Source organism: Pseudanabaena sp. BC1403 (assembly GCF_002914585.1).
In the GTDB taxonomy this organism is placed as follows: domain Bacteria; phylum Cyanobacteriota; class Cyanobacteriia; order Pseudanabaenales; family Pseudanabaenaceae; genus Pseudanabaena.
Map to the genome: position 1 here is coordinate 1 of NZ_PDDM01000002.1, position 19,176 is coordinate 19,176.

General features: G+C 41.5%; 24 protein-coding genes. 14 read left to right on the forward strand and 10 right to left on the reverse strand.

What is annotated here, in order from left to right:
- Positions 1-115: 115 nt before the first annotated feature.
- The 3 genes from CQ839_RS02480 to CQ839_RS02490 form a co-directional block, all read right to left on the reverse strand.
- On the reverse strand, positions 116-709 hold the full coding sequence (locus CQ839_RS02480) for a Uma2 family endonuclease (protein WP_103666711.1): 594 nt from the start codon (positions 707-709) through the stop codon (positions 116-118).
- 75 nt (positions 710-784) lie between these two features.
- Positions 785-3,406 (reverse strand): ATP-dependent chaperone ClpB, encoded by a 2,622-nt coding sequence (gene clpB / locus CQ839_RS02485; RefSeq protein WP_103666712.1) that lies wholly within the window; start codon positions 3,404-3,406, stop codon positions 785-787.
- 322 nt (positions 3,407-3,728) lie between these two features.
- Positions 3,729-4,058 (reverse strand): DUF433 domain-containing protein, encoded by a 330-nt coding sequence (locus tag CQ839_RS02490; protein WP_103666713.1) that lies wholly within the window; start codon positions 4,056-4,058, stop codon positions 3,729-3,731.
- A 260-nt stretch (positions 4,059-4,318) separates the two neighbouring features.
- Between CQ839_RS02490 and CQ839_RS02495 the strand changes: the two genes are divergently transcribed.
- From CQ839_RS02495 to CQ839_RS02505, 3 genes are all read left to right on the forward strand, one after another.
- The gene (locus CQ839_RS02495; RefSeq protein ID WP_103666714.1) at positions 4,319-4,660 is read left to right on the forward strand and encodes a XisI protein; all 342 of its coding nucleotides are present in this window, start codon (positions 4,319-4,321) and stop codon (positions 4,658-4,660) included.
- A gap of 62 nt (positions 4,661-4,722) precedes the next feature.
- Positions 4,723-5,049, forward strand: coding sequence for a DUF433 domain-containing protein (locus CQ839_RS02500; protein ID WP_103666715.1), 327 nt, complete (start codon positions 4,723-4,725; stop codon positions 5,047-5,049).
- Between the two features lie 3 nt (positions 5,050-5,052).
- On the forward strand, positions 5,053-5,394 hold the full coding sequence (locus CQ839_RS02505; RefSeq protein WP_103666716.1) for a DUF5615 family PIN-like protein: 342 nt from the start codon (positions 5,053-5,055) through the stop codon (positions 5,392-5,394).
- Between the two features lie 94 nt (positions 5,395-5,488).
- Here the strand turns inward: CQ839_RS02505 and CQ839_RS02510 are convergent, their stop codons facing one another.
- Positions 5,489-5,827 carry a XisI protein gene (locus CQ839_RS02510; RefSeq protein ID WP_103666717.1) on the reverse strand — a complete coding sequence of 113 codons (339 nt, stop codon included), beginning with the start codon at positions 5,825-5,827 and terminating at the stop codon, positions 5,489-5,491.
- Positions 5,812-6,231, reverse strand: a complete 420-nt coding sequence (locus tag CQ839_RS02515) for an element excision factor XisH family protein (RefSeq protein WP_103666718.1) — start codon at positions 6,229-6,231, stop codon at positions 5,812-5,814. Before CQ839_RS02515 ends, CQ839_RS02510 begins: the two co-directional genes overlap by 16 nt.
- 213 nt (positions 6,232-6,444) lie before the next feature.
- Here CQ839_RS02515 and CQ839_RS02520 point away from each other — a divergent pair, with 213 nt between their 5' ends.
- Complete coding sequence (locus CQ839_RS02520) at positions 6,445-6,687, forward strand: hypothetical protein (RefSeq protein WP_094528314.1); 243 nt, start codon at positions 6,445-6,447, stop codon at positions 6,685-6,687.
- Positions 6,688-6,733: 46 nt separating this feature from the next.
- Complete coding sequence (locus tag CQ839_RS02525; RefSeq protein ID WP_103666719.1) at positions 6,734-7,678, forward strand: HEPN domain-containing protein; 945 nt, start codon at positions 6,734-6,736, stop codon at positions 7,676-7,678.
- 74 nt (positions 7,679-7,752) lie between these two features.
- On the opposite strand, the gene CQ839_RS02530 is transcribed toward CQ839_RS02525, so the two are convergent.
- Complete coding sequence (locus tag CQ839_RS02530) at positions 7,753-7,965, reverse strand: hypothetical protein (RefSeq protein WP_103666720.1); 213 nt, start codon at positions 7,963-7,965, stop codon at positions 7,753-7,755.
- A gap of 18 nt (positions 7,966-7,983) precedes the next feature.
- Between CQ839_RS02530 and CQ839_RS02535 the strand changes: the two genes are divergently transcribed.
- A complete protein-coding gene (locus CQ839_RS02535) occupies positions 7,984-8,196 on the forward strand; it encodes a hypothetical protein (RefSeq protein WP_103666721.1) in 213 nt (70 codons plus the stop codon).
- 31 nt (positions 8,197-8,227) lie between these two features.
- Here the strand turns inward: CQ839_RS02535 and CQ839_RS24960 are convergent, their stop codons facing one another.
- Positions 8,228-8,392, reverse strand: coding sequence for a hypothetical protein (locus tag CQ839_RS24960; protein ID WP_181016064.1), 165 nt, complete (start codon positions 8,390-8,392; stop codon positions 8,228-8,230).
- A 50-nt stretch (positions 8,393-8,442) separates the two neighbouring features.
- Positions 8,443-9,342 carry a M48 family metallopeptidase gene (locus tag CQ839_RS02540; protein WP_103666722.1) on the reverse strand — a complete coding sequence of 300 codons (900 nt, stop codon included), beginning with the start codon at positions 9,340-9,342 and terminating at the stop codon, positions 8,443-8,445.
- 336 nt (positions 9,343-9,678) lie between these two features.
- Here CQ839_RS02540 and nadA point away from each other — a divergent pair, with 336 nt between their 5' ends.
- Entirely contained in the window at positions 9,679-10,659 is a 981-nt protein-coding gene (nadA, locus tag CQ839_RS02545; RefSeq protein ID WP_103666723.1) for a quinolinate synthase NadA, read from the forward strand.
- A 202-nt stretch (positions 10,660-10,861) separates the two neighbouring features.
- Here the strand turns inward: nadA and CQ839_RS24965 are convergent, their stop codons facing one another.
- Both CQ839_RS24965 and ubiE read right to left on the reverse strand, forming a co-directional pair.
- The gene (locus tag CQ839_RS24965; protein ID WP_181016065.1) at positions 10,862-11,035 is read right to left on the reverse strand and encodes a hypothetical protein; all 174 of its coding nucleotides are present in this window, start codon (positions 11,033-11,035) and stop codon (positions 10,862-10,864) included.
- A 141-nt stretch (positions 11,036-11,176) separates the two neighbouring features.
- Positions 11,177-11,887: a bifunctional demethylmenaquinone methyltransferase/2-methoxy-6-polyprenyl-1,4-benzoquinol methylase UbiE gene (gene ubiE / locus CQ839_RS02550; RefSeq protein ID WP_103666724.1), complete on the reverse strand. Its 711-nt coding sequence runs from the start codon at positions 11,885-11,887 to the stop codon at positions 11,177-11,179.
- Positions 11,888-12,057: 170 nt separating this feature from the next.
- Between ubiE and CQ839_RS02555 the strand changes: the two genes are divergently transcribed.
- From CQ839_RS02555 to CQ839_RS02585, 7 genes are all read left to right on the forward strand, one after another.
- Complete coding sequence (locus CQ839_RS02555; RefSeq protein ID WP_103666725.1) at positions 12,058-12,663, forward strand: hypothetical protein; 606 nt, start codon at positions 12,058-12,060, stop codon at positions 12,661-12,663.
- Between the two features lie 30 nt (positions 12,664-12,693).
- Entirely contained in the window at positions 12,694-13,524 is an 831-nt protein-coding gene (locus CQ839_RS02560) for a hypothetical protein (protein WP_103666726.1), read from the forward strand.
- Between the two features lie 68 nt (positions 13,525-13,592).
- Complete coding sequence (locus CQ839_RS25875; protein WP_308455507.1) at positions 13,593-15,248, forward strand: HD domain-containing phosphohydrolase; 1,656 nt, start codon at positions 13,593-13,595, stop codon at positions 15,246-15,248.
- A gap of 151 nt (positions 15,249-15,399) precedes the next feature.
- Positions 15,400-16,146 (forward strand): hypothetical protein, encoded by a 747-nt coding sequence (locus CQ839_RS02570; protein ID WP_103666728.1) that lies wholly within the window; start codon positions 15,400-15,402, stop codon positions 16,144-16,146.
- 67 nt (positions 16,147-16,213) lie between these two features.
- A complete protein-coding gene (locus CQ839_RS02575; protein ID WP_103666729.1) occupies positions 16,214-17,863 on the forward strand; it encodes an AAA family ATPase in 1,650 nt (549 codons plus the stop codon).
- A complete protein-coding gene (locus tag CQ839_RS02580; protein WP_103666730.1) occupies positions 17,860-18,411 on the forward strand; it encodes a DUF3038 domain-containing protein in 552 nt (183 codons plus the stop codon). Before CQ839_RS02575 ends, CQ839_RS02580 begins: the two co-directional genes overlap by 4 nt.
- Before the next feature lie 103 nt (positions 18,412-18,514).
- Positions 18,515-19,024 carry a DUF1993 family protein gene (locus CQ839_RS02585; RefSeq protein ID WP_103666957.1) on the forward strand — a complete coding sequence of 170 codons (510 nt, stop codon included), beginning with the start codon at positions 18,515-18,517 and terminating at the stop codon, positions 19,022-19,024.
- Positions 19,025-19,176 lie beyond the last annotated feature (152 nt).

The following is a 19,176-nucleotide window of genomic DNA, read 5'->3' on the forward strand; positions in this document are numbered from 1 at the left end:
GAAATTTTGGGCAAGGTTAAAACATCATGTCAGTAAGATTATAGGAAAATGTGAAAGTTTATGGGATGCCGTACAGCAAGCCTTCTGTCAATTGTCCTAACTATCCCTTTCTTTGCTATAAATATTCTTTTTGCATCCAAGGGAAAGTAGGACTGCGATCGCACTCTACATATTGCGCTTCCTGTAATGTATAAATCTTTAGTTCCTGTCCGTTATATCGCCAAAATTCAGGCACTCCCATACTGGCATAAAGCCTATTTTTATCAATGTCAGTATGAGTAATATCCACCTCAACTACTAGATCGGGAGGAGGATCTTGACTAAAATCAACAGTCTTTCCTGCAACTTTCGGTTGATTCTGAATGTAGTAAGCACAATCTGGCTCAGCACCTCGTTCAAGATCGGGGTAATCCATCGTGGTTGATCCCATTGTTTTGAGTTTCAACCCCATTTCTAAGACCAAAATGCGAATAAATAAACCAATTAATTCCCTTGAGTATTCGTGAGTTTCTAAAGGCATAGTGATTTCAAGGATGCCGCGATCGTAGGTGAGCCGTGCGGCGCGACTGTCGGGAAGAGCTTTGAGGATTTGTTGGTATGACAGCCAGCTAATTCCTTTTAGCGCAACTCGATTTTCACCTTGTTTCGCTGCTACGGTAACTGCCGAAGTGGAAGGTTGTATTTCTAGTGGTAAAACTGTGAGAACCATATATTAACTACAACTCTGCTTAAAAACATTCTAAAGCAAAAACAAAGAGAAGGGACGCATCGCGTCCCTTCTCTTTTAGGAAACAGTGATTAGATCCGCAGAAAGTCGTTTGAAGGCGAGGCGTTCGTTTTCGATATCGACAAAGATGGTGTCGCCATCAGCATAGTCGCCGCGCAAAATCCCCTTCGCGATTTGGGTTTCCAGTTGACGCTGGATGATACGCTTCAGTGGACGTGCTCCATAAACTGGATCGTAGCCAACTTCGGCGATGAAATCTAGAGCCGCATCGGCAATTTTCAAAGTCATGCGGCGATCGCTTAAACGTTGCTCTAAACGTTGAACTTGCAATTTCACAATACGACGGAGTTCATCACGGCGGAGAGCATGGAAGATCACAATTTCATCAATACGATTCAAGAACTCTGGACGGAAGCTCGATCGCATCGATTCCATGACCCGATCACGCATTTCGTCGTATTTAGAATCATCGCCAGCAATATCGAGAATAAACTGCGAACCGACGTTACTGGTCATGATGATAATCGAATTCTTGAAATCAACCGTGCGACCTTGAGAATCAGTGACGCGACCATCATCAAGGATTTGCAGCATGATGTTAAATACATCGGGATGCGCTTTCTCGATTTCATCAAAGAGAATTACGGCATAGGGACGACGACGCACTGCTTCAGTCAGTTGACCGCCTTCTTCATAACCAACATATCCAGGAGGTGCGCCCACTAAACGAGAAACGCTATGTTTCTCCATATATTCCGACATGTCGATCCGTACCATCGAGTCTTCAGTATCGAAGAGATATGCTGCAAGCGCTTTGGCTAATTCAGTTTTACCAACACCCGTGGGTCCCAAGAAAATGAAACTTGCGATCGGACGATTAGGATCGGCGAGTCCTGCTCTAGATCGCTGAATGGCATCAGCGATCGCAGTGACGGCTTCTTCTTGACCAACTACGCGATCGTGTAGTACATCTTCCAATTGCAAGAGCTTCTCTTTTTCGGATTCCACTAGCTTGCTGATCGGAATGCCTGACCATTTCGAGATAATCTCCGCAATGTCTTCTTCTGTGACCTCTTGACGCAATAGCGATCGCCCTGAAGTTTGCGCCTCTTTAAGATTTACCTCACCGACTTCTAGTTGGCGTTGTAAGTCAGTAAGCTTGCCATACTTGAGTTCCGCAGCTTTGTTTAGGTCATAATCTCGCTCAGCTTGCTGAACTTCTACATTTACATGTTCGATGCTTTCCTTCAACTTGCGAATATTATCGATGACACTTTTTTCAGCTTCCCATTGCGCTTTGAGAGTGGTTTGTTCTTCTTTCAGGTCACCAAGCTCTTTGTGCAGTTTCCCCAATCGCTCTATAGATTCGCGATCGGTTTCTTTTTTTAAGGAGAGACATTCCATCTCTAGCTGAATTACCTTACGATTAATTTCATCAAGGGCTTCAGGTTGAGATGTGATTTCCATTTTTAGCTTGGCAGCAGCTTCGTCAACGAGATCGATCGCTTTATCGGGTAAGAAGCGATCGCTAATATAGCGATTTGAGAGCGTTGCTGCTGCAACTAACGCAGTGTCAGAAATTTTCACGCCATGATGTAGCTCATAGCGATCGCGCAAACCGCGCAAAATCGAGATTGTATCTTCGACATTGGGCTGATCGATGAAAACCTGTTGGAAGCGCCGTTCGAGAGCAGCATCTTTCTCTATATATTTGCGATATTCATCTAGAGTTGTTGCACCGATACAGCGCAACTCACCTCGCGCTAACATAGGCTTGAGCAGATTACTAGCATCCATGGAGCCTTGAGTCGCACCCGCACCAACTACAGTATGAATTTCATCGATAAAGAGGATAAATTGACCGCTTGATTCTGTAACTTCCTTAAGAACAGCCTTCAATCTTTCTTCAAATTCTCCGCGATATTTTGCCCCTGCAATCAAGGCTCCCATATCAAGAGCAATCAGCTTCCGATTTTGGAGTGATTCAGGTACATCTCCGCTAAGGATACGTTGCGCTAAACCTTCCGCGATCGCCGTTTTACCCACCCCTGGTTCACCGATTAAGACAGGATTGTTTTTAGTGCGGCGCGACAAAATCTGAATTGTGCGACGAATTTCATCATCGCGCCCAATTACAGGATCAAGCTTGCCTTCACGGGCTAATTCGGTGAGATCGCGACCATATTTAGTCAACGCTTCATACTTATTCTCAGGAGACTGGTCAGACACTTTTTGTTTGCCTCGGACTTGCTGAATTACATTACGGAGCTTGGCTTCATCGAGTCCCATTTCCTGATAGAGAGCTTTCCCGAAGCGATCATCTTTGCAGTAGGGGAGCAAGATATGCTCGATGGAGATAAAATCATCACCAAAACTTTTACGTTCCTTTTCGGCGCGATCAAATAGTACTTCTAAATTTTTGCCCAAGTACACAGAACTATTGGAACTCGATACTTTGGGCTGACGATTGATAAACTCATCGGTGCGATCGCGCAATTTTTGAATATTGATCCCCGCCTTACTAAAGATGCTAGCTGCTAGCCCTTCTTCTTCTAATATTGCTTTAAGTAAATGCTCTGGCTCGATCTGTTGTTGCTGAGCCGCTTTCACCACATCGGGTGTCCTTGCGATCGCAGCCCATGCTTTTTCGGTAAATTGATTGGGATTAGTTGGTTGCATCGCCAGTTACCTCCTGTGGTTTAAAAGTCTGTAAATATCTTAAAGCGTAAGGCTTTTAAACGGGATCGGTTCTACATAGATAAAGGGTGCGTGTTTCCGTACATTGGGATTACATTTACCTGTTACAGTACGTCAGCTAAGGTGACTTTTGTTCTAAGCATATGTGCGATCGCTTGATTGCTTGCTGACAGGTTTAAGAGTATTGCGATCGCCGTTTAGCTTGATGGGCGCACAACTCTAATGAGATTACCTTGTAGAGATTATTGTATAGAGATCGCTTCGTTAATTCGGGTTGCCATTCGAGGGCGATCGCTGCTATTGGTTAGGCAGCCTCGTTATTTGCACGTATTACGACGGCAATTTCTTCGGGGTAGGCTTCGGCGTAAGTCCATGCGTTGACGAGATCGGCGGCGGTGATGTGGGGATAGTCTTGTAGCAGTTGGGCTTCGGTTATACCCAATTGTTGGGCTTCGACTAGTAACCAAACTGCTATTCGGGTTCCTGCAATGCAAGCTTCTCCTCCACAAACTCCTGCCGTTTTGGTGATTCCTTTACCGCTTTTAGTTATGTTTTTGGTGAGCCGTTGGATAATTGCGGCTCGGTCGGTGAGTGATATGTTGAGAAATTGATGTTCGATTTCTTGAGTGGTCATGGCGATCGCAGGTAATTAGAATTATGCTTATTGTAGCAATCTGACTGATGAAGAGCGGGCGATCGCCTATTCATTTCGTTGGTAAAATCGACTCTTGCTTGTTGATAGGTTTATGAGTATTGCGATCTCACCTCACAAATTGCTGTAACAAATATCTATAAATGGGATTGGATTGAGCTTGTTTACCATCTTTTCTTGCTATGCCAGCCAAAGACATTTAAGTTGTTGGTTATTAATACAATGCAGGAGGAAGTTTTACAATGGATAGACTAGACAAATATCGCATTGCTATCAAGAAAATTTTAACTGAATATCATAGCTGGGCTTCTAACTCTAATATTAGAGATAGAGAGAATTGTCTAGTTTTTGATGATGTTCGCGATCAATATTTTTGGTTTTTAATGGGTTGGCAAGGGCAGAGGAAATATAGGAATATTCAGGTACATATCCGTATTAAGAATCAAAAAATTTATATTGAAGAGGATTGGACTGAGGAGGGGATTGCTAATGAGTTGTTAACGGAAGGTATTCCTAAGTCTGATATTGTTTTGGCTTTTCATGATCCTGAGACTCGGAAGTTAACAGAGTTTGCTGTAGCTTAACTGTTGGATAAGATGTAAAATGATTAATACAGTTTGCTAAAACGTTATGAGGATTGACATCTGTGATCGTCAAAGAGTTAGAACAGCAACTTCTCGCCCTTAGACCTAGTGAAAAGGTGCAGGTGATCCAGTTACTTGCTCAAAGTTTGGGTAGTAATTGGCAGGGAATTGAGAAAACACCTAAAGTTTGTGGTGGTCAGGCTTGCATTGCGAATACAAGAATTCCTGTTTGGGTGCTGGTAGAGGCTCGCCGTTTGGGATATAGCGATCTTGATTTATTGACAAGCTATCCAACGATTACGGCTACGGATTTAGCGAATGCTTGGGTATATGCGGCGGCTCATAGGGATGAGATTGATTTGGTAATCGAGGAGAATGAGGCGGCTTAGGAGATGGTACGGTTTTATGCGGATGAGCAGTTTCCATTTCAAGTTGTGGAATTATTGAGAAATCTTGGTTATGATGTTTTGACGGTGCAAGAAGCGGGAAATGCTAATCAACGGATACCTGATGATCAGGTGTTGATGTTTGCGATAAGTCAAGAGCGCTCAATTTTGACTATCAATAGAATTGACTTCATTCGTTTGCATCGTCATGATGATAATCATTTCGGGGTTGTTGTATGTACAAATAATCGTAATTGGGAACAGTTTGCTGAAAGGATCGATGGGACGGTGAGAGCAGAGGAGTCGTTACAAGGAAAGTTGATTCGGGTGGTACGCCCGTCTGTTTAAATTAGCGATCTCGCTTATTCATTTCACGGGTAAAATCGCTTGATTGCTTGCTGACAGGTCTATGGGTATAGCGATCGCATTGTCGCCACGCTTATCATGCAACGGCAAATCCTGTATATTGACGAACTTTTGGGTGACGAAATCCAAGGACAATATCATTCTTAGATACACCTGCATCTATCAAGTCAGTTACTATACCTTCTTCCGTATCATCATACTGAATCCAGATTTTGTCATTGACTAAACTTAGATGAATAGGAGTACTGTGAAGGTATCGGTCATCGTTCCAGCCAATGTCGAGAACTAGATATTGTCCACGCTCATCATCAAATAATACTTGAGATGTATAAGCATCAGGTATTGTAGAGCGATAGTCGGCGTGATTTTGGAGTACTTGTTGAATAATCTGACGATATTTTAATTGGGTATCCATTGGACAATTACCTCACTTTCATCATCGAAAACAATTAGCTTGATAATCTGATTTGTAAGTAGTATCTGCCCTAATTGTATCGTGAATATGCTGTTGAAGGTTAGGCGGGAGACTGCAAGATAGAGATCGCGCTCAATTTTTGTTTCGTTGAGAATTTGGCGATATAGGATGTACTGTCCTAAAGCTTGTTCTAAATCCTTAACATCAGACTGACCTACAAAGCTTTTTACTTCTACAACAATTTTTTGGATACCTTTTTCAGCACTGATGAGACGTTCTGCTCCTAAGTCCGCAGATAAACGCTTTTTCCCAATTTGCAATGGAAATGGATCGTGGGTAATTGTCCAGCCATCTTTTTCTAGGGCTGTTTTGACAGTATTGTGATAAATGTCTCTTGCTGGCACAAGTTAAAACTGTGAAGTTGTATGTGTCAGTATACGCGATCGCTTGATTGCTTGCTGATTTGTGTATGAGTATGGAGATCGCCTATTCATTTCACGGATAAAATTGCCTCTTGTTTGTTGACAGGTTTATGAGTGTTGCGATCTCGTCTTTATCAAGAGCTATAATAAAAACATCGCGTTTGAATTAATAATTTAGTCAATCAGAGTAAATTTATGACTGCAACACTTGTCAAACCGTCATTACTAATTCATGAGATTTGCGTTGAGAAATTTGGCAATCTCAATCTGTTTAAGTTTAGCGATCGCCTACAGGATCGGATGGAGTTGCTTCTAGAGAAAAGAAAAGTAGAACCGCTTTCTGTTGAAGAGATTCCTGAGTTAGAAACCATTGGGGAACTAGATCAGATTTTTACACATATGAATGCAATGCTGGCTGCCCAAAATATTAATCTTTAATTTAGCTGAATTTTTGTTGCTGGGTAAAAATTAGGAAGCCAGAAAAATGGTACAAAGTAATATTGCAGTCATTATTTCTCATTTACAGGTTGTGGGCGATTTACCTGTTGAAATTTTGCCCAATTATATATTCCGATCTGCAACAGATACTGAAGTAGAACAAATCAAAAAAATTGTAAAGGAGTCTTTACCGTATAAGAGAACTACATGGGTTCCATATGATGCAGAAGTAGTAGAAACAATCAACTCGCTTGGACACAAAACATATGTTCATGAACCTTTACCAAAAGAAAGATGGAAATATTGGGTAATTTCATTTGAAGGGCAAAATGAGAGAATTCATGAATTTCAATTGTTATCACGACTTCTGCCAATTAATTTTGAAATTGGATCACAACTTATATACGATGGTGAAACAATGGGACATATTTTAATGTCTCCATATGCAGCTTTGCGCTACAGCGATTGGGAACAAGCTTTCGGTAAACCTGAGATTATCACCACAATACAAATTGCATTTATTGGAGAGCTTTATGAAATGTACCAAAACCTACCAGACCAATTCAATTTTGTGAGAATAGCTGTTCAGAATTTTTCTTCTCTTCGTGATATCTCTAATGGTTCTGATCTAGTGATCGTAGGGCTATTCGCAATTATTGAGTCCCTAATTACTCATGCACCTCGACTCTCAGAATCACTAGACTCGATTAACCATCAAATTACAAATAAAATTATCCTACTTCGCAAACGATTTTCTAGAGACGTATTACCAAAAGCATATTTTATGGATGCTCCAGAAGACAAAATATGGAAAAAGTTATACAGTTATCGCAGCGCTGTCGCACATGGTACACCAGTGAACTTTGACGGAGATCATAAAATACTAAAAGATAGAATTACTGTGATTAAGTTTCTACAAGATAATATCAAAGAATTAATTATTTTGGGACTTAAAGAGCCTGAGTTTTTATATGATTTACGCAAGTGTTAAGTTTTATCCTTTGTTTTATTTTGTGTGAATATGTAATTGCCGTTTGGTGTTTTTATTGGTGGGGTGATCGCTGTTTATGGGAATGGATAGGCGATCGCTGTTTGGTTGATTCTTAGAGGGGCGATCGCTGTTTGTTGAGATTGGAGAGGCGATCGCTGGTTATAGGGATGGAGAGGCGATCGCTGTTTGGTTTGTTCTTTTGAGAGGCGATCGCTCTTTATGAGGATGGATAGGCGATCGCTATATTGTGTAGAGATTGCGGATAAGTTATGATAAATACGACTCATTTGAGGATATTCGCCATCATGAAAGAATCATTTACCGCCGTTATCAAGCAATCTAACAACTGGTGGATTGGCTGGATTGAAGAAATATCAGGCGTAAATTGTCAAGAATCCACAAAAGAAGAACTTCTAGAAAGTTTACGGATAACTTTAAAAGAAGCGCTAGACTTCAATCGTTATGAAGCAATAGAAGCTGATGGAGATGTTTATGAAGAAGAATTAATAGCACTATGAAGCGTTCTGATTTGCTGCGGCATCTTCGTAATCATGGCTGTGAACTGATTAGAGAAGGTGGAAGACATTGATTTAAGCATTCCATTACCGAAAGATTCAAAAACTTGAGATCTGGTTGATTAGTTTTTTTGAGAGGCGATCGCGGATTATGGAATGAATAAGCGATCGCGTTGTACTTTTGGGTGGATGATTTCAAAAACAAAAGAGACCGCACATTGTGCGGTCTCTTTTGTTTTTGATTATGATTTAACGGAAGCGCGATCGCCAAATTCTTTGGTAATCACCATCGTTCAAACCACCTGAAGTATTCAAGTTATTTGCTTGAATGGATTGATTTAGTGCAGAAATGCGATCTTCGGTTGCAGGGTGAGTACTTAAAAAGGATGGAGCGCCACCACCGCGTGAGCTAGTTAGTTTTTGCATAAAAGCTGGCATCGCTCTAGCTGCAAACCCCGACTTAGTGATATTTAACAAGCCTCGACGATCGGCATCAAACTCGGCTTCCCGACTATTGGGTAACCTCAACGCCAAGTCAACCCCAATTCCAACTAAGCGATCATCAGCAACACCAGCAATTGTGGCAATGCCTTGGGCGATCGCCATTTGTTTCATTTGCTCTAATGAATGCCGACCTGAGATATGCCCCATTTCGTGACCAATTACGCTAGCAAGTTGAGCTACATTGTCAGCAGCTGCGATCGTGCCAGTATTGATGTAGACGAATCCGCCCATAGTTGCGAAGGCATTGAGGTTTGTGTCATCGACAACGCGGAAAGTATAAGGAATATTTGGGCGATCGCTAGTGGGAACTAAAATTTGTCCCAATCGACTAACCAAGGCATTAGCAGCAGGATCTCGACTGATTCTGACTTCTTGCTGAATTTGGCTATCAATCTGTTGACCTAGTGAAACTTCCTCATTGTCGCCAATACTAGAAAGCTGAATGATTTGGATTGCGGATGGCAAAATGCGAAACAAATCAGATAGGTCAAGCGCATTAGCAACAAACGGATTCAGAGAAACAGCCAACAATAAAGACATCACTAAAGCGATCGCAAATTTCCAGTAATGCTGAATTCTTTTGCTAGCTGATGCGATAAATTTTTGACTAATTGAATTTGATAACTTAGCGATCGATATTTTCATATTTACAATTACCTCAAACTTTACTGAATCTTATATTTATCGGCAGACAATATGTTGACTAGATCCCCACTTAAAAACTGAAGATACAGAGATTGAGATCCCTGACTTTTTGTTTAACTTTATCCATTGAATATTATTTGACGCGAAAATCACGGAAAAAGTTGCAAATTAAATTAAAACCAATATTGTTGAGGCGGGCTTGAGCCGCCTCAACAATATTGGTTTTTGATCTCTTACATTAGACAGATATATTTTTGGTAATTTCTACTATAATTAAATATAATAAATGAATAACTTTCACTATTACTCACCCTCTTTATTTCCGTGAGGCAAACTGTGTTTCTCACTGCTCCTAAAACTGAACAGCTTGACCGCCAAGTTTCGCAAAACTCCATTCCCAGAGACCTATTCAAGGCGATCGCTGATCTTAAGAAAGACCTAAACGCCGTAATTTTGGCACATTATTACCAAGATCCCGATCTTCAAGATATCGCAGACTATATCGGTGACTCCCTCGGTTTATCACAAGCCGCTGTCAATTGCCAAGCAGATGTGATCGTCTTTCTGGGCGTACATTTCATGGCAGAGACTGCCAAAATTCTAAACCCTAATAAATTAGTGTTACTTCCCGATTTAGATGCAGGTTGCTCTCTAGCGGATAGTTGCCCACCCGATCGCTTTGCTAAGTTTAAAGCTGAACATCCCGATCATATGGTGATTTCCTACATAAATTGCTCCGCCGATATCAAAGCCCTGAGCGATATTATTTGCACCAGTGCCAATGCTGTAGCGATCGTCAATCAAATTCCCAAAGATCAGCCGATTATCTTTGCCCCCGATCGCAACCTTGGACGCTATGTAATGGAACAAGCAGGACGAGAGATGTTGCTATGGGATGGGGCTTGCATCGTCCATGAAATTTTTTCTGAACGCAAATTAGTACAACTTAAGCTCAGTCATCCCGAAGCAGATATCATTGCGCATCCTGAATGTGAAGCCAATGTATTGCGCCATGCTGATTTCATTGGTTCGACTACGGGCTTATTAAAATATGTGCAGAACAGCGATCGCCAAGAATTTATCGTGGTTACTGAGTCTGGCGTAATCCATCAGATGCAAAAGGCAGCACCCTCTAAAAAATTCATTCCTGCTCCCCCAGACAGTAATTGTGCATGTAATGAATGTCCTTATATGCGCCTGAATACTCTAGAGAAGGTCTATCTCGCCATGAAAAACAGTTCTCCTGAAATAATTCTCGATGAATCTATTCGTCAAGCCGCACTTAAGCCAATGCAACGGATGCTAGAAATGTCATAAAAGAGGAGCGGTGCTCTGCGCCGCTCCTCTTTTTATTGACTAATGATATGTAGAACACAGATGGTGAATCTTTTGCTGTTAGCTAAGAAGAGCAACCATGAGAGGATTTCCCCAGCCTGAATAATTAATGTTCTGAAGCAACTGTGCTTCAGCGCCAGATCGAAACCTCAACTATCGCAGAACTCTATCTGCGGAAGGTGATTTATTGATACAGCCCAAGGTTTTCTTTAATCGCGAACTGTTTATATTGTTGATGATTGATCATTAAGTCATCTAATAGTTGTTGAACTAAATTCCAATCAGCAAATCCATGTTTCGTTTCAGCGATAATCTGTTGGCGGAGAATTCTAATTCGTTCAAGATTAACTTGTGTCATATTCTCATCTCATTTGTCTCTGCAATTTCAAATTTACAGCTACAGATACCTAATGTTTGGTATCGCCGATATCAAAAAACAAGATAAGTCTGGAAATCATGATATAAAAACTAAAAAAGTTAGAGCTTTGCGCTGACTTTTTTAGTTTTTTTGCAAAACTAATATTCCCATCATGCCATTGGCGATCGCATAGTGAGTTGCCTGAGCAAATCCAGCAGCTCTGGCAAGTTTTACCTGTTCTGCCCCAATCGGAAATCTTGCCAGACTTGGTGCAATATAGGCATACTCCTCAGTCATCGCAAACCGATCAGCTAGTGGCACAACCACACGATCCAAATAAAAATCTTGAAAAGACTGCATCAAGTGATCGCTAGGACGATGGAAATCTAAAATTGCAGCAGTTGCACCATTTTTCAAAACACGATGTAATTCGGTTAAGCATTGAGGAATATTTGCGACATTTCGTAAACCATAGGCTAAGGTCGCGCCATCAAAAGTATTGTCCGTAAAAGGTAGGCTCAAAACATTGCCCTCTTGCCATGTCAGACATTTCTGGATTTTCGGCAAATAGTTTTTGGCTTTATCGGCAGCGATCGCTAATAGTTCTTTAGAGAAATCAACGCCAATCGCTTTGCCAGTAGGCGCAACTTTTTGAGCAACTAAAGCCGTCATATCTCCAGAGCCACAGCAAAGATCAAGCCATTTTTCACCTTGTTGTGGTTCACACCAACGCAATGCCATTTTCTTCCAGATCCGATGCTGACCTAAACTCAAGAGATCATTGAAGCGATCGTAAACTGGAGCAATGCGATCGAAAATCTGTTGAATATCAGTTTCCGAAGGTTGAGACATGGTGTTACCTAAAATCTAAAACTGAGCAATGGTAGATGTGGGCGCAACGCGCCCACATCTACCATTGTAAGCATAATCGCTGAGTGGATTGGTATGCACGAGTTTTATCATCATGCAACAATGTAATACTAGTAGTACTAGATATTGGCAGTAAAATATTTGCCCTAACTATGCAAAAACTTTGGTCTAGTAAAAGCAAGCGATCGCAGCCATTGCCCCCAGAAGGCGAAGATGATACTTCACCAGCAGTAGAGGCAGAGATCTTAGATCATGAAGCCTCCACTTCTTCGGATGGCGGTTTGAAATATTTCTCAAAATTGCTGAAGAAACCTTTTAAATTGTCAATCTCTGCATCTTGGTTGTTTTTTGCTTTGGGAGTAGGTGGAGTCACTATTGTGACAATAATTGGATTGCAGTATCTTACAGCTCCTGAATCAAACCCAGATAGTAACCTTGCCTGTAAATCAAAAATTAATGGAGATTGGCAAACCCCCTTTGGTAAGTTGACTTTGCAAGAACAGAGCGAAAATCTAGTTTCAGGGAAATACGAATATGCAAATTTTGAACGCGGCAAAATTGCGGGTGAGTTCACAGGTAAATTGACTAACAATGTGATTTCCTTTGACTGGAAAGAGACTCCCAAACAGCAACCACAACAACAAGGGAAAGGCGTTCTCGTTTTTGGTGAAGGCTGTAAAGAGTTTTATGGTAGCTATGGGACTGGGGAAAGCACCAACAATTTTGGTAACTGGCAAGGCTCTCGTTTGACAAAATAATCTTTTCTTGATCAGTTTGATGGCGCAAAGATGCGCCGTCAAACACATAATTTTCATGTTTTTGCTATGTCTAATTCTCCTTACCTATTGCTGGTCGAAACTAGCGCCATTATTCAGACCAATCCAAATACTTGGCAGGCGATCGCAAAATTAGGGGAATGCCTTTTGCCAGAAGTTGTGGCGATTGAAATTAAAAATATAGCTAATGGTAAAGCTGAAGGTAACGAGTCAACGGCAAAACAATTTCAAAATTCGTCAGACTTAAATTGGCAAATTACAACCCTAACAGCCAAACATGCTGACTTAGTGATTAGAACTACTCAAAATCTCAGTCGTCAGGCAAGGTTGATGATCAATGTTGCTCAAAGTGCTGTTGGGGTAGCGAATGCTCATCCAAAACAATGCGTAGTTTTAATTTCTGATGAAATATCATTGCGCGATCGCATTGCTAAACTAGACTTCAAGAACCTATGTGCGATTCCCTCCGCTGTCGCCCGACAATGGTCTAGAACCGAGCAAGCACCACCCATTGTGTATCAGTCAATTAAATATTTACAAAAACAAATATCTGAACCAGCTAATCAATTTCCACGTCAAACAGATACTATATATCTAAGTACTTTTAACTCAAGAGCTAAAGCTGAGCAAAAAACAAAAGATAAGCTAAAAGACAAAATAAACTATAGACAAATTGCGATAAGTCTTGTGAAATTTGGGCTGACAACAATATTTTTCGTTGCGATCGTATTACTTGGATGGCGGCTAACTCAGCCACAACAATTTCAACAGTTCTGGAAAAAGAATAGTTTGCCGCCTTTACCAAAAGTTTTGGATCAACCCAATCAACCCAAGAAAAATTAACAAATTTATTCCCTCATATCATTTCCCCAAAAAGACGCTGTTGACAAATAGGGATGCAAACTAAGGACATGGGCGACACTAAAACAGAATCCTTTGAGTTAATCGAAAAGCTAAATGAGATCGGCATTGCGCTCTCGGCAGAAAAAAATACGCCCAAATTGCTAGAGATGATTTTGAGAGGAGCAAAAACCATCTTAAATGCTGATGGTGGGACGCTATATCTAGCAACTGAGGATAAAAAGCATCTCCATTTTGAAATCATTATGAATGACTCACTGGGAATCATGATGGGAGCCAAGCTAGGAGAACCAATTCCTTTTCCTGCTTTGCCTCTCTATGATGACGAGGGTAATCCTAACAATACTATGGTGGCAGCCCATGCCGCCATACACAAAAAAACAATTAATATTCCTGATGCCTATGTTGCTGAGGGATTTGACTTTGCGGGAACGAGAGCTTTTGACACCCAAATGGGCTACCGATCAAAGTCATTTCTGACTCTACCCATGCTCAATCATGAAAATGAATTGATTGGAGTGATACAACTAATCAATGCCAAAGGGTCTAAAGACAATCAGATTATTGAATTTTCCAAGGTCTCTCAGCGCATCGGCGAATCTTTAGCATCCCAAGCCGCGATCGCCTTAACTAACAACAAATTGATCGGCCAATTCCGTGAATTATTTGAGTCATTTATTAACCTGATGTCAGAGGCGATCGACAAAAAATCGCCATATAACGGTGCTCACTGCCGTCGCGTCCCAACCCTAACGATGATGATCGCTGACGCTGCTTGCCAAGCTAATTATGGCATCTTTAAAGACTTTGAATTAGATGAGGATGAACGGTACGAACTGAGAATTGCGGGATTACTTCATGATTGTGGTAAGGTCACTACTCCAGTACATGTGATCGATAAAGCTACGAAGCTAGAAACAATTTTTGATCGTATTCACTTAATCAATACTCGCTTTGAAATATTGAAACGGGATGCCGAAATTCGTTTCCTCAATCAAAAAACTGCGGCGATCGAGTCCGCCAATCTCAGTGTCATTCCAGAGTTAGAAGAAGCATTTCAGCAAAAACTTGCCCAATATTCTAGCGATCAAGATTTTCTTCGTACTTGCAATATTGGTGGAGAATTTATGAGCGATGAATATAAAGAACGCTTGCAAATAATCGCGTCCTATCGCTGGATTGATCCTAAAGGGGTAGAGGTAAATTTCTTGACTGAGGATGAAGTATACAACCTAAATATTTCAAGAGGAACACTTACTGCTGAAGAGCGCAAAACTATCAATGATCACATTGTGGTCACAATAGAAATGCTTGAGAAACTACCCTATCCGCGCAATCTCCGTCGTGTGCCAGAATATGCTGGCGGACACCATGAACGTATGGACGGTAAAGGCTATCCGAAAGGACTAACCCGCGAACAAATGTCTTTACCTGCAAGAATGATGGGAATAGCAGATATTTTTGAAGCACTTAGCGCTAAAGATCGTCCCTATAAAAAAGGCAAAACTTTGACTGAATGCCTTCAAATACTAGGTAATATGAGGATAAATAATCATATTGATCCTGATCTATTTGATCTATTTGTCAGCGAAAAAGTTTATCTGCGCTATGCCAACGAATATCTTGATCCTGATCAGATTGATGATGTAGATGAAAATAAGATCCCTGGTTACACCCCACCTTTTGCCTACTTTTTTGATACCTAGACGAAAAAACACAAAAGCTAGTGGCGGCGCTGAGCACCGCCACTAGCTTTTGCCTCAATAAGTTTGCTAGCTATACTGGCTAGAAAACTGCTATAAGATATTGTCTGTTTTGCAGATTATTTGCCAAAAAAAATTGATTTTGTACCTATTTATGTTCGCCCAGTTTCGATCTCAATATCCGCAAGGTCGTATCCAGACAGAGATGCTACCTAAAATAGATGGGCTTCATGCTTTTAGGGCAATCGTCTCTGAAGGAGATGCGATCATGGGCACTGCTACGGCTGTCGATAGTGATCTCGAAATAGCTGAAGATCGGGCAGTAAAGCGTGCCCTTGCGATCGCAGGACTTGCATTTGACAATAGTTTTGATAATAACTACGGCAATTATGGGGGGCGATCGCCTATGCTAACGCAGGTATCGCGGGAGTCATCGATCAACTCCCTTCCATCCGCTAACTTTAATGCTCTAGGGGCAGGGGGATCAGGTCCAATCGCTGAGCATAACGATTCTCTACACTTAATGCATTCGACACAGACTATTCAAGCTGAATCAGCCATAGACTATGCCACTGAATATGGAGGACATGATCATCTACCCGAAGCTGATGTAGCGTTAGCTTCTTTATCGCATCCGACGGAGACAATATCTACACCAAGCAAGTCCTCAGCACCCCAAATTTCACCTGAGCCTGTTGATCTATCAGATGCAATTTCTAAAATCGATGTGGAGATGGAGCGGCTAAGTTGGACAAAAACACAGGGTCGCGATTATTTGGTGAGGACTTTTGATAAAAAGTCACGTCAGCAATTAACCAATGATGAGCTGTTACAATTTCTCAGTCATTTAAAATCGCTACCAACACCACATCGACAGGTAGCAAATGACGATTTCTTCTAAAATTATTTATTAAAACCCGCTATAAAAACTCGCTCAGCGAGTTTTTGTAAATCCAAGGCATCTGTGCATGAAATCTCTCAATTTCAAAGAAGAACTTAGTCTGCTGATCCGCGCTAAATGTCCGATTATTTATATCGTGACATGGGAAGAAGAACGTGCTGAAAAGGCGATCGCCCAAGTTGCGCAGGAATGTGGGCCACCCCGTCAGATGCTCTATTACGATCTCGTGCGTGGTTTTGAGCATAATCAAGAAGGCAAAAATAATCTGCTGCAAGCCTTGCAAATTGTTGAAAATAGCAATCGACAAACAGCTACTATTTATGTGTTTCGAGATTTGCATCGACGCTTAGCCTCGCAACGACTAGATGAGATTTTAGTCCGCCAACTTCGCAATCTCTATCGGAATTTTCGCAATTCACGGAAGACTTTGATTTTGTTGAGTCCCTTGCTAGAGATGCCATCGGAACTCGAAGAACAGGTTGCGGTGCTTTATTTCCCATTACCTGAAAACACAGAAATTCGGAATATCATCGAACAGATGATTCCACCTGAACAGTTGCGAATGGAAGGGAACAGCCTTGAACAATTGATTAAAGCTTGTATGGGTATGACCCGCGATCGCATCTGCCATACTTTATCTAAATCAATTGTGCAGAAACATTTTCTCAATGAATCAGATATTGATCGGGTTTTAATTGAGAAGCAAAAACGGATTCGCCAAACGGAGTTTTTAGAATTTTTTACGCCAAATGAAACGCTAGATAGTATTGGGGGATTGGATAATTTCAAGCTGTGGCTGATGCAGCGTCAGCAAGCCTTTTCTGATGAAGCGAGAGCTTTTGGCTTACCGAATCCTCGCGGCGTTTTGCTACTAGGTATTCAAGGCACAGGTAAGAGTCTCTGTGCGAAGGCGATCGCTAATCTTTGGCGGTTGCCACTATTACGATTAGATGTGGGCCGCTTATTTGGTAGTTTGGTCGGACAGTCTGAAAGCCGTACCCGCCAAACGATTCAGCTAGCTGAAGCCCTTGCACCTTGCATTCTCTGGATTGATGAAATCGATAAGGCTTTTGGAGGTATCTCTAATAGCACAGGCGATTCGGGAACCAGTCAGCGTGTATTGGGAACGCTACTAACATGGATGCAGGAAAAATCTAGTCCCGTATTTGTCGTTGCTACAGCAAATAATATCCATGCTTTGCCACCTGAATTATTGCGGAAAGGGCGATTTGATGAATTGTTCTTTATCAATTTACCCACCTATGAGGAACGCAAAGAAATATTCTTGCTCCATTTGAAACGGTTTCGTCCAACGGAATTACATAATTTCGACATTGATCAAATGTCCGCAATTTCTAAGGAGTTTAGTGGTGCAGAAATCGAACAGGCGATTGTGGAAGGTATGTACCGCGCTTTCCATCAGCAGCGCGATGTTAATACCGAGGATATTTTAGGTGCGATCGCAGAAACTTATCCTTTAGCTAGTACAGCTAGGGAGCAGATTAGTTTCATGCAAGCATGGGCAACTCAAGGAAGAGCGCGGAGTGCTTCACGGGGTGAAGTAATTGATATACCAAATGATAAATTAAGCGTGAAATTAGGCGATATTACTTTGATGGACAATGCAACTAAAGCTATAGCCGACAAGTCAAGAAGTAAACATCGTCCTTTACCTTTACCTCCTTTACCTCAAATTAAATCCAGTTCTGACTCATGACCTCCAATCCTGTGCCATCCTTTGAAAATCCAGATTTGCCTCAGTTGCAGGCAATCAAGGCGCATTTGGATTTAGTGCTGCTTGCCCTAGAGTCATTGACGGGACTTGGTTCTGATGAGATGTTGGCGGTTGCCGAAAAGTTGGGATTTGAAGAGATTTTAAGCGATCGCATTACACTTTGGCGCTTGCGACAGGCTAGCCCATTACGCAAGGGCAAAGGGCGCAAAAAGCTAGATGTTGATGAAGCAAGGGCTATGACTTTAATTAGTTGTACATTAGCAGCACAGCAACAATTTGCGATTCGCAATGCAGTTGCTCAGTTAGAGAAATGTACGGCTCTAAAGCGTGCACCCCACCGCGAACCAATTTTGGGTGATTATCTTGATCGCTTTAATAGTCTGTATCAAGAGCGGATGGCTGAGGACGAGCAAGCTAAACCTGAGGAGATCCAACGTTTAGCCTTAAAACTATTAATCGATCTATTGTTTTACAGCTCCCAAATTGGCTCTCGTCGCTTGTGGGTGGCTTTGTTTGAGCGATCGCACTAAGAGTTTTTTGTAGTGCCTTAAGGTGAATTCAAAAAAGTCGCAATCGGTTATAGTGATACTCAAGTTACAAATATTAATTTTAAAAGAAACTGGAGAGGTATTAATGACCATTTCTATGTATCAGGTTGCAGTTCCTTCCCTAGTGCGATCGCTGAATAATCTAGTCGCCATTTTAGAAAAGGGAGCGGCTCATGCTGAAGCAAAAAAAATTGATCCCTCTGTACTCATAGCGAGTCGTTTGTATCCTGATATGTTACCGCTCAGCCGTCAAGTGCAAATTGCTTCGGATATTGCTAGACGCGGTGTAGCAAGGTTGGCTGGTGCAGAAGCACCTGCATTAGAAGATAAAGAAACTACGTTTGCGGAACTATGCGATCGGCTTAAGAATGTACTTGCATTCATTGAGTCTTTCACTCCCGAACAGATTGATGGCTCGGAAGAGAAAGTAATTACTTTGCCTATTGGTAAAGAAACAATGACTTTTGCGGGACAAGCCTATTTACTGTTCTTCATTTTGCCAAATGTCTATTTCCATGTGGCAACTGCCTATGACATTCTCAGGCATTGCGGTGTTGAGCTAGGCAAACTTGATTTCTTGGGCGCTCGTAAGTAATAGACCTATCTGACACCGATAGTATTAGATAGTTTTTTTGTCATTGCCCAAACCCAGTAATGGCGGTGCTTCTCGCTGCCATTACTGGGTAAGGGTTTTATACCAAAACACAAAATGGCTGCGCCACTTTGTGTTTTGGTATAAAACCCTTA

What these genes read in the sequence shown, in the direction of transcription:
- CQ839_RS02480 (WP_103666711.1), bottom strand. Translation starts at nt 709, where the DNA reads ATGGTTCTCACAGTTTTACCACTAGAAATACAACCTTCCACTTCGGCA.
- clpB (WP_103666712.1), bottom strand. Translation starts at nt 3,406, where the DNA reads ATGCAACCAACTAATCCCAATCAATTTACCGAAAAAGCATGGGCTGCG.
- CQ839_RS02490 (WP_103666713.1), bottom strand. Translation starts at nt 4,058, where the DNA reads ATGACCACTCAAGAAATCGAACATCAATTTCTCAACATATCACTCACC.
- CQ839_RS02495 (WP_103666714.1), top strand. Translation starts at nt 4,319, where the DNA reads ATGGATAGACTAGACAAATATCGCATTGCTATCAAGAAAATTTTAACT.
- CQ839_RS02505 (WP_103666716.1), top strand. Translation starts at nt 5,053, where the DNA reads ATGGTACGGTTTTATGCGGATGAGCAGTTTCCATTTCAAGTTGTGGAA.
- CQ839_RS02510 (WP_103666717.1), bottom strand. Translation starts at nt 5,827, where the DNA reads ATGGATACCCAATTAAAATATCGTCAGATTATTCAACAAGTACTCCAA.
- CQ839_RS02520 (WP_094528314.1), top strand. Translation starts at nt 6,445, where the DNA reads ATGACTGCAACACTTGTCAAACCGTCATTACTAATTCATGAGATTTGC.
- CQ839_RS02525 (WP_103666719.1), top strand. Translation starts at nt 6,734, where the DNA reads ATGGTACAAAGTAATATTGCAGTCATTATTTCTCATTTACAGGTTGTG.
- CQ839_RS02530 (WP_103666720.1), bottom strand. Translation starts at nt 7,965, where the DNA reads ATGAGTCGTATTTATCATAACTTATCCGCAATCTCTACACAATATAGC.
- CQ839_RS02535 (WP_103666721.1), top strand. Translation starts at nt 7,984, where the DNA reads ATGAAAGAATCATTTACCGCCGTTATCAAGCAATCTAACAACTGGTGG.
- CQ839_RS02540 (WP_103666722.1), bottom strand. Translation starts at nt 9,342, where the DNA reads ATGAAAATATCGATCGCTAAGTTATCAAATTCAATTAGTCAAAAATTT.
- CQ839_RS24965 (WP_181016065.1), bottom strand. Translation starts at nt 11,035, where the DNA reads ATGACACAAGTTAATCTTGAACGAATTAGAATTCTCCGCCAACAGATT.
- ubiE (WP_103666724.1), bottom strand. Translation starts at nt 11,887, where the DNA reads ATGTCTCAACCTTCGGAAACTGATATTCAACAGATTTTCGATCGCATT.
- CQ839_RS02555 (WP_103666725.1), top strand. Translation starts at nt 12,058, where the DNA reads ATGCAAAAACTTTGGTCTAGTAAAAGCAAGCGATCGCAGCCATTGCCC.
- CQ839_RS02560 (WP_103666726.1), top strand. Translation starts at nt 12,694, where the DNA reads ATGCGCCGTCAAACACATAATTTTCATGTTTTTGCTATGTCTAATTCT.
- CQ839_RS25875 (WP_308455507.1), top strand. Translation starts at nt 13,593, where the DNA reads ATGGGCGACACTAAAACAGAATCCTTTGAGTTAATCGAAAAGCTAAAT.
- CQ839_RS02570 (WP_103666728.1), top strand. Translation starts at nt 15,400, where the DNA reads ATGTTCGCCCAGTTTCGATCTCAATATCCGCAAGGTCGTATCCAGACA.
- CQ839_RS02575 (WP_103666729.1), top strand. Translation starts at nt 16,214, where the DNA reads ATGAAATCTCTCAATTTCAAAGAAGAACTTAGTCTGCTGATCCGCGCT.
- CQ839_RS02580 (WP_103666730.1), top strand. Translation starts at nt 17,860, where the DNA reads ATGACCTCCAATCCTGTGCCATCCTTTGAAAATCCAGATTTGCCTCAG.
- CQ839_RS02585 (WP_103666957.1), top strand. Translation starts at nt 18,515, where the DNA reads ATGACCATTTCTATGTATCAGGTTGCAGTTCCTTCCCTAGTGCGATCG.